The sequence below is a fragment of the Algoriphagus marincola DSM 16067 genome (genome assembly GCF_000429405.1).
Taxonomy (GTDB): domain Bacteria; phylum Bacteroidota; class Bacteroidia; order Cytophagales; family Cyclobacteriaceae; genus Algoriphagus; species Algoriphagus marincola.
The window spans coordinates 1-10637 of the sequence record NZ_AUBU01000027.1 but is presented as its reverse complement, the minus strand read 5'-3'; the positions used below and the strand labels follow the sequence as shown (position 1 = coordinate 10637).

The 10637-nt window shown below is 44.3% G+C and carries 11 protein-coding genes and 1 pseudogene; all 12 read right to left on the bottom strand.

Going from position 1 to position 10637, the window contains the following annotated elements; all coding sequences use genetic code 11:
* Positions 1-743, bottom strand: a pseudogene (locus tag G457_RS21640) (conjugative transposon protein TraJ); the annotation flags it as partial.
* Complete coding sequence (locus G457_RS0114825) at positions 736-1392, bottom strand: hypothetical protein (RefSeq protein WP_026947168.1); 657 nt, start codon at positions 1390-1392, stop codon at positions 736-738. The pseudogene G457_RS21640 and the gene G457_RS0114825, both read right to left, overlap by 8 nt.
* Positions 1389-2033, bottom strand: coding sequence for a hypothetical protein (locus tag G457_RS0114820; protein WP_155847173.1), 645 nt, complete (start codon positions 2031-2033; stop codon positions 1389-1391). Before G457_RS0114820 ends, G457_RS0114825 begins: the two co-directional genes overlap by 4 nt.
* A gap of 82 nt (positions 2034-2115) precedes the next feature.
* On the bottom strand, positions 2116-2796 hold the full coding sequence (locus G457_RS21635; protein WP_051260845.1) for a hypothetical protein: 681 nt from the start codon (positions 2794-2796) through the stop codon (positions 2116-2118).
* 12 nt (positions 2797-2808) lie between these two features.
* The gene (locus G457_RS0114810) at positions 2809-5274 is read right to left on the bottom strand and encodes a TraG family conjugative transposon ATPase (RefSeq protein ID WP_026947166.1); all 2466 of its coding nucleotides are present in this window, start codon (positions 5272-5274) and stop codon (positions 2809-2811) included.
* A 117-nt stretch (positions 5275-5391) separates the two neighbouring features.
* On the bottom strand, positions 5392-5718 hold the full coding sequence (locus tag G457_RS0114805; RefSeq protein ID WP_162142710.1) for a DUF4133 domain-containing protein: 327 nt from the start codon (positions 5716-5718) through the stop codon (positions 5392-5394).
* A 9-nt stretch (positions 5719-5727) separates the two neighbouring features.
* A complete protein-coding gene (locus G457_RS0114800; protein ID WP_026947164.1) occupies positions 5728-6060 on the bottom strand; it encodes a DUF4134 domain-containing protein in 333 nt (110 codons plus the stop codon).
* A gap of 63 nt (positions 6061-6123) precedes the next feature.
* On the bottom strand, positions 6124-6435 hold the full coding sequence (locus G457_RS0114795; protein ID WP_026947163.1) for a hypothetical protein: 312 nt from the start codon (positions 6433-6435) through the stop codon (positions 6124-6126).
* 341 nt (positions 6436-6776) lie between these two features.
* On the bottom strand, positions 6777-7325 hold the full coding sequence (locus G457_RS0114785; RefSeq protein ID WP_026947162.1) for a carboxymuconolactone decarboxylase family protein: 549 nt from the start codon (positions 7323-7325) through the stop codon (positions 6777-6779).
* A 68-nt stretch (positions 7326-7393) separates the two neighbouring features.
* Positions 7394-8257 (bottom strand): helix-turn-helix domain-containing protein, encoded by an 864-nt coding sequence (locus G457_RS0114780; protein WP_026947161.1) that lies wholly within the window; start codon positions 8255-8257, stop codon positions 7394-7396.
* A 327-nt stretch (positions 8258-8584) separates the two neighbouring features.
* Positions 8585-9826, bottom strand: coding sequence for a WG repeat-containing protein (locus tag G457_RS0114775; protein ID WP_026947160.1), 1242 nt, complete (start codon positions 9824-9826; stop codon positions 8585-8587).
* A 36-nt stretch (positions 9827-9862) separates the two neighbouring features.
* Positions 9863-10637, bottom strand: a 775-nt coding sequence (locus G457_RS0114770; RefSeq protein WP_026947159.1) for an RteC domain-containing protein, incomplete at its 5' end; no start/stop codon positions are given.

The following is a 10637-nucleotide window of genomic DNA, read 5'->3' as shown; positions in this document are numbered from 1 at the left end:
ACCAGTGTATGCTGAAAACCTTCAAACACTGCCAGACCAAAACTGATCGGACCCAGTATCCCCAATACCACCAAATAAAAAAGCCGGATCACATTGATGCCCAATCCCGTAGCCTGATAAAGTACTTGCAGCACCTCAGACATCCAGGTTTTGATATTCAGCTGCATCTGAAAGGAAGCTTTTTCCATGGCGAACTGAATCCCATTTCCTATGCTTTCCATCCAGCCTTCCTCCCCTGCCCCGGGATTGGAGTACTCATACCAGAGATCCCGGTCACCTGATCCGGTATTCCCCACATACATATTCCAAAACTGTCCCTCTTTCATGGCCTTCTTCTTGGCCTCGATCAATTGATTGATCCCTTCTTGGGAGCCAACCCGTAGTTTTTCCGTAGCCAGCATCACCGGAGTCATGAGAAGTTCTATGGTTCCTGTCACCCAGGAAAAATTAACAACTAAAATACCCAGTACAAAGGGCCGGAAAAGTGGATAAAAATCAACCGCCTCTGCCTCGGCTATATGCTTCCATACCCGGTTTCCGATATAAAAAACAGCCCCAATTCCCGCTATGGATCCAGCCGCAAATTGAAGCACGGCTGTATCATTTCCAATCGTTTCACTGACCGAAGCAATCACTTCATTAAAATCCTCAATATACCTTGCCAAATCATTGGCCATCATCACCTGCGGAAAGAACAGGCCAAGCCCCAGAAAAACCGATATTTTAATCCAATGCTTACTCATTTCTCAGGATGTTTTCCAGACTTCTCAGCTCCACTTGCTTGCCTTTCCTCAGATCCAATAGCTCCCGATAGGACCAGTTCCACCGTCCCAATCCTGCCATTAATTCCTGCATGGAATCATGAATCCGATCTACACTTCGTATCCGTTCCCCATCATCCATCTGAAGCTGCCCGTCTGCCAAAATCAAAAGCAGACTTTCCATATTTTCCATTCCAGCCTTTGAAAAGGCCGCGAAGCTTTGAAAGACTTGTTGCTGTTCCTCCCAATCAGTCCAGTCCAATCGATTCAAATCAGCCCGAATTCCTGATACGGTCTGAACCAGCCGAATCTGAAACTGAATGATTTCAGCCACTTTGTAATAGGATTTTACCTCCGGGCTGACTTGAGTCAGGCGATTCAAGAAGGCCTCGTGTAAGCGGAAATTACCTTCGGTAATTCCCTTCACCTGTTCAAAGCCCGATTGAAGGATTCGGTATTTCTCCTTCATGCCATCCAGCATTTCCCGTAGCTGCTCCAGCTTCTCCACATTCAGCAGGAGCTGTTTCACTTCCGAGGACTGCCCCTGAGCCACGGATATCATTCCCCAATAGAACATACCCATAAGCAGGCCCTGAAGAGCGGTCTTGGTAGGTTTCAACTTGTTCATCATGGTGTAAATCTTGGTCCTATTAGTCCTTTCAGAATGCCTTCCTCAAATTCCCTTTGTTCTAAATCCATTTTTCCCAAGACCTGAATCCTGTTCAGGTCAGCGGAAAGTTCAAAAAGCCTTCCATGAAGACCCATCAGTAATTCAGCCCGCTGTCCATCTTGCATTTCCAACTTACCGGAGCTGACTTGCATATAAGCACTTGCCAATTCCCTACAGCGATCCAGCATTTTTAAGTGCAGTGCCAATAAGGCCTCCCTTGAAGTCGCTTCAAGATTTTTACTCCTCCAATAATTTTGGGAGTACTCAATTCTCTCTTCCAGCTCACCGGGAAGCAAGCCTTCATCAGCCATTCGCTTCAGTACTGATTCTGACTTGGCCCCCAACTTCCTCCTAGCTTCAAAAAAGTCCTGATGAGCCAGAAATTCCGCATCCTTCCAGGAGCTCAACAGACCAAGACCTGATTGGAAGATTTGCGAAGCATCCTTCAGCAATTGGGATTGGACCTTCAAGGCTCCCAGCTGTATCAAGAGGTATTTCTCCTGTGTCTTTTTCTGTTCAAACAGTTCCGACCAAGTTTGGGAATAGGCTGTTAGAGAAATTAGCATCCCTAACAGGAGTATGGATAAAGTCTTGTTCTTCATGGTATTTCAGTCTTTAATTCAGTCCACTTCCTGATTTTATAAAGAGTTTTTACAGGTTCTATTTTCCTTCAAATCAACCTTCTCATTTCAAAAGCATTTCCAAACTCCTGCCTTCCTTTGCCCATAGGCTACGCTGCGCAAGAAGTGATTCCACCTGCAGATTGAGTTGGGTCAGACTTCTAAAGTTCCGGTTCATTCGATGCTCCAAATCCATGATTTGTTCCAGGCGTTCCCCATCACTGAGCTGAAGACCGTAGGATTTCAGGACCTGGGTCAGTTCCTGAATATTTTGGGCACTCTGCCTGAGAACATCCCCATAGCGCCGCTCAAGAAGCAGCAATTCCTGCGGGCTGAATAGATTTCCCCGAACTACCAAATCCCGGCTTTTTTGGTAGGCCCGAAGCAGTTCTCTCTGTGAGGCAGAGATGGCCTTGACCTTCTGAAACTGACTGATCAAGGACTTGACTTTCCAGAGGCTTTCATAGTAGTTTCCGTATAATTCCCTTTGCCTTTGGGACCAGTTAGCGATCTCAGCCAATTGACTTTCCGTCAGCACATTTTCCAGCTTTTGCTGAGCCTGCTGAAGCCAAATCGTCTCGTTTTGCATGCGCTGGATCTTTAAATCCACCGCCACAATGATTTTCTTCACCCCCTGCCGGATGATTTCTGCTATGGGAACAGCAGCTTCCACCGGATTTACCCGGAACATGAAGCCTGCCCACAGCAGGCATATCATTCCTATTTTCTTTGATAGTCCTTGCATTGTTTTTTTTGTTTATTCAGATTTTTCTCCCCGCATTTCAGCAGCTAAGGCAGTAATCGCCATTTTCAGATCACCCAAGCGGCCTTTTAATTCCTCCAATCGCATCTTCTCCTTTTCCTCGGTGGTATAGGTCAGGTACTCTTCCAAGCTCACTTCCGTCCGATACACCTGACTGTGAGTTCCCAACCCGATAAATACTTCCTTGTAAATGCGATGGGGATCATTCGCCCGGTTGATGGACAGTACCAATGCTTTTTCCTTTTCAGTCAATCCCAAAAGCCGTTGGATGTCTTCAAACTTATTTTGATACTTGCTCTGATCCAGCAGAATCTTGCAGTCCGAATTGTTGATAATGGCATCTTTGATCACCGGACTCTGAATGATATCATCCACTTCCTGAGTGACCACAATGGCCTCCCCGTAAAATTTCCGTACCGTCTTAAACAGGTACTTGATGTATTCCGCCATTCCTTCTTTGGCAATGGCTTTCCAAGCCTCCTCGATCAGAATCATTTTCCGAACGCCTTTGAGCTTGCGCATCTTGCTGATAAAAATCTCCATGATGATCAAGGTGACCACCGGAAAAAGTATGGGATGATCCTTGATTTTATCCAGTTCAAAAACAATGAATCGCTGATCCAATAAATGGATATTCTCCCGGGCATTGAGCAGGTAATCAAACTCTCCTCCCTGATAAAAAGGACGTAGGACATAGAGAAAATTCTTCAGGTCAAAATCCCTAAGCTGTACTCCCTCTGCTTCGATTTGAAAAGCATAGTGCTCCCGCAAAAACTCATAAAAGGTATCAAAGCAGGGAAAGCAATCCGGATGAGCTGATAAATGGGCATAGTATCCCTTTAGGGCATTGGAAACCGCCACATACTCCGACCTGCGAAAAGTCTCATTCTCCTTTTTCCAGAGTGCCAACAAGAGGGTTTTCAAGCTCTCCTTCTTTTCAGTATCAAGGGCCTTCCCTTCCAAATAAAAAGGATTGAAACAAATGGGCTCTTCCTCCGAATACGTGAAATAATACCCCTCCACCAAATCACAGAGACCCTGATAGGAATGCCCCACATCAATCAAAACCACATGGGCACCCTGTTCATAATAGCTGCGGACCATATGATTGGTAAAAAAGGATTTACCTGATCCCGATGGTCCCAAAACAAACTTGTTTCGGTTGGTAATCCAGCCTTTTTTCATAGGCTGATCCGAAAGGTCCAGCCAAATCGGCTTCCCATAAATCCGCTCTCCGAGTCGAATCCCCAATCCAGCCTGACCTGAGCCTTGTACTCCTTCCAGGTTATATAAGCAAAGAAATTGATCCAAAGAACAGTGAAAGCATTCATTCACCGGTAAGGCAGCCGCATTTCCAGGTATACCTGCCCAATAAAGTTGGGCTGCCCCGTATGTTTCAGTTTTGGATATTAAACCCAACCTACTGGCCGATGCACTAACCTGCCGGATCTGGTGCTGCAGTTCTTCTTTGGCATCAGCCCAAACCAGGACATTGGCATGAGCCTTCACCGGAATCCTTCCTTCCTGAATCGAATCATCCAAAAATTCCGCTATGGAAGAGGCCGCCAATTCATTTGCCCGGGAATAGCGGGAAAGGGCATGGAGCCGGAGTCTTTTACTCTCCAAACCGGCATAAAACTTCTCCTTCTCCTGAATCTGAAAAACCTGAGAGTAGATATGATTACAGTCTAATACAGAGCCCAGAACACTGGCATTCCCCCAATGAAATCTGCTTTGATCTGTAGAATAGGCTTCATACACCTGAGTCGTTTCAATTGATCCAGGCAACTGATCCAAATCTGAAAAAGAAACCAAGCCCAGGCGTTTTTGACCTGATTTCCAATCCGGTTGAAACTCCAGATCATAGAGCTGTGGAAAATCCTCCCGGGCAGCGGGCATCAAATAAGCCTCAATCAATCCCAGTTTATCTTCCTCGCCCAAGAAATCAGATTCCCCAAGTGCCTGCATGGGAATTCCCTCCGATTCCATCAGAAACTTCATTTGCGCCAAAGCCTCAACAAAGCCTTTTAAGCGATGGGAATCCCGTGAAAATTCATCCACCCAATGCCTTCGAAACAAATTGGATAAGCTCGATGGGCTTAGCTTTTTATCCTGATTGGGCAAGGTCACAAAAAGATAGGAATGGAGATCCATAAAGGTCTTTCCCTGAAAAAAGTCCGAATTCTTCTGATCCAAAAAGCCCAAAGCCTCCCGATCCTTTTCCTGCCAGCTTTTCTGAATACACCAATCCTGTTTCCAGACCAAAGTCCCCGCAGGTAGCAGCTGAAAGCCCTTGATAAGACTTCTGTGCAGTGCTTCCAGTTCCGTCTTGTTCATGGTAAATACCGGTGGAAGCTCCATTGAAAATCCGGCAGTCAGATCTCCTTGTTTGGAAACCAAAAAACCGTCCTCAAAAGAAAGTAAAGGCAATACCTCAGTGAGTTCCCTGCTGGTATTCATGTAATTAGCTTAATGATGAAATAAATTTTTGTAAATCCTCTGAAAATTATCCCGGGCCTCGCATCCCGGGAAACCGAAAGAGAAGGCAGGCCGAATCAACCTGCCCTCTACCCCCGATTAGCGCCCGCTTGTTGACTTTTTCAAGCTCCTGATCGGCCCCCTGCTTCGGATTCGGATGCAGGAAGGCACCCGCCGAAAGGCTGATCGTTTCATCAGGCCATGTGGCCCCATATCCCGATTCCAGACCAGGATCTTACTGCCCAAAAGGATCATTGGAAACAGGGTAAAAAATGCCGCCAGTAAAGGGGCCAAACCCAAACCCGAAAGCAGTAAAAAGAGCAGGATAGTCCCAATTCCCAAACCTATCATATAGTAGAGAAAAGGAGGCTTTAAGCCCTTAAACTCCATTTCATGATCCAGTCCTTTATGAATGCGTTTAGGCATAGCCATTGATCAGGGAGTTGCCGGTGCTCCGAAGAAACTCTGCAGAACAATGGAGACAATAACCAAAAAGACGCAGGAACCGAACCAGGCCGCAGCTACTTTTCCGGTATCAGGATCCCCCGAATTCCATTTGTTAAACACCTTGACGGCACCAACTAGGCCAACAATGGCTCCGATGGCATACATCAGGGTAACTCCGCTTTCAAAAAAATCAGATACTTGATTGGAAGCTGCTTCAATTCCGGCAACACCATTCCCATCTTGGGCAATAGCGGAATGAGTCAACAGAAAGAGACAAGCTACACTGAGCCTGAAATAGAGAGTTTGGGTACTTTTCTTCATAGTGGTTTTTGGTTTAGTTTAATTTTTTCAAAGCGAATACAATCCTTCCTAAAAGAAGGCTTATCAGATCTTGCCTTCTCTTCCCAATACCTCCCGAAAAGGCGAGGAATTCAGCAGTGCCAACTCCTCCGGATGCAAGGCCACTGTGGGATTTTGATTCAGCTTGCGCTGTATGGCAAAGGCAAAAACCAGATCATCCCAGCTCACCTTTAGCATCCTTCCTTTTATGCTCTTCTTCTCTCCCGAAACAAGATGATGAAAGAAGCTAAGCAAAGGCTGTCGAAAGAAAGTATAGATCACCCAACCATAATATCCGGCAACAGAAATTAGAAGTAGAGTGCAAAACTCATCTGTTTGAAGTAAGGAATGAATCATAGCAATAGCTTTTTTAAATAAGGGCTTCAAACATCCCCAGAAAAAACCATTGTTTTTCAGTAGCTTATGACCACTGGGGAAAAATTTTCTTTAAAACTCCTCAAAACTCAACTCAATCAAGGGCTGATCTGAATCCAAATCCCAGAATTTAAATCCGGATAAACCTTTTAGTTTCTGTTTTAAAGAGAGTTTGGATTCAGAGATTAAAAATCTCCGGATAAAGCTTCGAGTTTACATCCACAATTAACATCAAAGCTTGAAGAGCAAGAGCAAAAAATAGGGGCTTGGAGAACTTAAAAAGCCAGCTTTTAAGCTGGCTTCTTGTTGGGTTAGTTCCTGCATTAAACAGTCGTTGGTTCTAGTTCCGGCGCGACAGGAAAATCAATCGCAAATCCGGTCAGATTGTGGATATAGTTGGAGATGATTTTGTCCCCGACCACCATCACTACATCAATCAGGTTGGCTTCGGTATAGCCCGCTTCGAAAAAGGCATTCTTGCTTTCTTCGGTTGCTTTTCCCCTGTTTTCAGCCACAGATTTGGTGAATCCAGCCAAAGCATCCAGATTGGTATCAAACGAAGCCGATCCTCTTCTGATTTCCAGAATCTGTTCATCGGTAAATCCATTCATCTTCCCCAAAACTGTATGGGCTGACTGGCAATAACGACAGCCATTGACTTGGGATACGACCAGATTGATCACTTCCCGCTCTTTGGCCTTAAGCGTTGATTTTCTATTTTGGAGTGCCAGGTAGTCGCCGAGTGCCGTTTCGTTTTTGGCATAGTAGGCGTACAGATTGGGAACAAACCCCAAGCCTTTCTGTAGGTTGTCAAAAATAGCCTGATTGGCTGGACTTACTTCTGCTCGGGTAGGTACTGTGAAATTTTTCATCGTGGTATTGTTTTTTTGTGTTTGATAAAATGAACAATACAAAGATGTAGGACCAAAGCGCCCTAGAGTTAGGCGGTTTTTCCCGAGGAGTTGGCAATTTTTCCCATTCGGAGATTCTCTCTAAAGTCGGAGGGTGAAAGTCCTTCACTTTTTCTGAAAAAGCGGCTGAAACTCTGTACCTCTTCAAAGCCCAGTTCGTAGCCGATCTCACTGATGGGCTTGTCGGTGTAGCCCAAAAGCCTTCGGGCTTCCAGAACTATCCGGTCATGGATGTAGCTCAAGGGACTTTTGGTCCCTAGTTTAGAAAAGGCATTACTGATCGTTTTGGGGGATTTGAAAAGTAATTCGGCATAGTCCGCCACCTGATGTTTGCTTCGGAAGTGCATTTCCACCAAAAAATTAAACTCCCGGATTAAATCGGATTTTTGAGCATCCAATTTTCCCAAAAGAGTTTGTTGGCTGTAAAGCCGGGTACAAAGAATAAGTAACCTTTTGAGGAGCATTTGGAGCATTTCGAGCTGCAAGGCGTCTGACTCCTCCCGGATTTCCATCTGAAAAACTCCCCAAAGGGCTTCCAGTTTGGCTTTATTCACGGTATCCAACTCGATTACAGGAAGTCTTGATGAGCCGTAGAAGAGAATCCCCTTGCAGCCTACTTCGGAATCGTGATCCAGAATGCAGAAAAAGGGTCTGTTGAACCTCACCAAACGGGCTTTTGGCAGGCTTTTGACGGATAGTTTGTGGAATTCGGTCAGGCAAAGAATTTGATCTGCTTCGAAAGTCAAACAAGCTCCGTCAATAACCAACTCGGACTTTTCCAAAATCCATAGAAAAGCAAGCTCCGATTTACCCTGATTGGGTAAGCCACCACTGCTGGTCTCAGGGATACATTCCAGCTGTAAAAATTCACCTGTGGGTCCATTAAATACCATACGTTCAGAAACCTGAACAAGGAAATTTTGATTCCAACTGGGAATAAAAATCTTTTTTTTGAATTGTCACTCGTGTTGCTGGTCAGGATTTGTAATCCTGATTTGCCTGCTATTTTTCTCTAGAAGAGATAGGACTTGAAACTCCTAAGAGCCAAATAACATAGATACCAATAAAACCCAAATACAAACGGAAGAATGAATTTAATTTTTCAAGAAGTTAAATCTGCTGTAAAGCAATGGCGAATAGTAGCCAAACATTTAGGCATATCTCGACATGAGCAAGAGTTAATGAAGTCAGCATTTAAGTTTTAGCCCAATAAAGACAAGTTAAAACTCCTCAAAACTCAGCTCAATAAAGGGCTGATCTGACTCCAAATCCCAGAGGTAAAAACGCTGATCCAAATCTTTAGAAAAAAAACCACCCTCAACGAGAAGCACTTTATCATTTACTAAATCCTTCATCATTAGACTTTCCTTTTCAAACACTCTTTCTCCTTCCTTACTAAACAAGGATAACTTGCGACTAACTCTTAGAATCAAAAAACCATCATCTACTAAGTCCAAGATATCCTGACTAGGAAAGTATTGCTCATATTTTTTGTAGCTTTTGGAATGTAAAACACAATTGGTGCAGAACAACTTTTCTTCTCTTCCTTCCAGATCCAAAACCACTCTAGGCTTATCCCATCCGGACACTTTGGCCAATGCCTTCCCCTTATAAAAATCCGTGGCACTGCTGAATTTGGCAGGAATCAACAATTCCCCTTTGGAATCGATAAAACCAATCAGGTTGTCTTTATTGATGACCTTTGCCCTACCTGAATGAAACTGCCCGGGTCTTTTTCGATAAATAAAGGGAACCTGAACCTTTCCTTTAGTATCTATAAATCCCCAAAGCCCATCTTCATTCTGTACGGCAGCCAAGCCTTCCGAAAAAGGCTCTGCCTTTATAAACTCACCTGGAAAAGCCCGATTTAGCTTCAAATCATAAAAAGAAAAGGTTTCTTTATCCCTATTGGGAAGAACTATCAGTCCTTCCTGATACTGGTAGGAATACAACCTTTGTGCTGTTTGCCAATCCAGCTTCTTCAAATGCCATTTCTGAGTATGATCAAATCCTACCGCCCGGTGAATATCCTTCAGTTCATGTCGGGCAATGACTCCTTTTCCCAGCTGATACCAGATTCCATACACCCCCGCATCAGGCCCAGTCACTTCTTCCCAGCCTAGTATCGTATCGCCAAACCAGCCCGATACCCAAGAAAAACGATGAGGTAATACCGGTTCTTCCTCCCCCACTTTCCTCATCAGGTATTCATCTCCATCTTTTTGGAAATAATACCCCTGCTGATATCCCAAGCCAGAAACCTGGTGATCAGGAATCACCCATTTCTTCTTGGTCTCTGTATCATAGATATGTGCATCCCCTCTGAAAGTATAAAGCAGGTACCTTCCATCCCAGATTTGATTTTGGGGAATATCTACATCAAACTTCCCCTCCAGTTGAATTTGAGCTTGTAAGGAAAGACATAGCATTCCCGTCCAAAGCAATGTGATTAGCTTTTTCATCTTTTTATAATTTGATAAAGAAATTCCTGTTGATTGTTAATTCAGCGCCTCACCCTTCTCGAGGTAGTCGTTTAATTGATCCCGCATGGTATCCAAAAATGAAGTCCGGCTCTTTTTCCGAAGAGTGATCTCCCGGAAGGTGCGGTAAAAATCATGCAAATTCATCCCAAAAAATGCCCCCATCCGATAGGCTATCTCTTTCAAATCCGCCCGACCATGATTCAAAACTCCGGTCTGTTTCAGTGCATAGACTAACTCCACCAGCTCCACCTTCTTTCCCGTCCACAGTAGCGGATTCTTCCGCTTATAAGTAGGTTCTGATTCATCCCCATTCAATAATTTCAATTGATAATCAATGAATTCGGATAAAGCCAAACTCCCTTTGATCCGGGCGATGTACAGGGTGTAAACCGTACAGAAGCGTGTATCCAGTGTTTGCCAGAAGAGATTGGGCTTGTAAATAGGAGTCATGGAACTCCTTAGAAAAAATACCTTATCCTGATTCGTTTTATTCAGAAGCAGGTAATTATAAAGGTTTTGATTGCTTCTCAGAAAACTCCGGATAGACTTGAGTTCCCCTTCAAAATACCGTTTGATGTCCTTCTTGGGACCGGGAGGCTTGCTCGACTCCAGATTAAACAACTCGGCAAAATAGACCGACTCCTTTAAAAACTCAGTCATCAATTCCTTGAAAAAGGTGATTTCTTCTTCCTCATTTTTAAACTCATAATTGGAAAGATAGTGTTTCACCTTTGACAAGGCCTTGTCCACCAAGTAAAAGGCAGATTCAAATTGGATCAGTTTATTATCC

Excerpts from the sequence above, each read along its gene's own strand:
- G457_RS0114775 (WP_026947160.1), bottom strand. The coding sequence starts at position 9,826 with ATGAAAAAGCTAATCACATTGCTTTGGACGGGAATGCTATGTCTTTCC.
- G457_RS21635 (WP_051260845.1), bottom strand. The coding sequence starts at position 2,796 with ATGCAAGGACTATCAAAGAAAATAGGAATGATATGCCTGCTGTGGGCA.
- G457_RS0114825 (WP_026947168.1), bottom strand. The coding sequence starts at position 1,392 with ATGATGAACAAGTTGAAACCTACCAAGACCGCTCTTCAGGGCCTGCTT.
- G457_RS0114810 (WP_026947166.1), bottom strand. The coding sequence starts at position 5,274 with ATGAATACCAGCAGGGAACTCACTGAGGTATTGCCTTTACTTTCTTTT.
- G457_RS0114820 (WP_155847173.1), bottom strand. The coding sequence starts at position 2,033 with ATGAAGAACAAGACTTTATCCATACTCCTGTTAGGGATGCTAATTTCT.
- G457_RS0114795 (WP_026947163.1), bottom strand. The coding sequence starts at position 6,435 with ATGATTCATTCCTTACTTCAAACAGATGAGTTTTGCACTCTACTTCTA.
- G457_RS0114800 (WP_026947164.1), bottom strand. The coding sequence starts at position 6,060 with ATGAAGAAAAGTACCCAAACTCTCTATTTCAGGCTCAGTGTAGCTTGT.
- G457_RS0114780 (WP_026947161.1), bottom strand. The coding sequence starts at position 8,257 with ATGGTATTTAATGGACCCACAGGTGAATTTTTACAGCTGGAATGTATC.
- G457_RS0114785 (WP_026947162.1), bottom strand. The coding sequence starts at position 7,325 with ATGAAAAATTTCACAGTACCTACCCGAGCAGAAGTAAGTCCAGCCAAT.
- G457_RS0114805 (WP_162142710.1), bottom strand. The coding sequence starts at position 5,718 with ATGCCTAAACGCATTCATAAAGGACTGGATCATGAAATGGAGTTTAAG.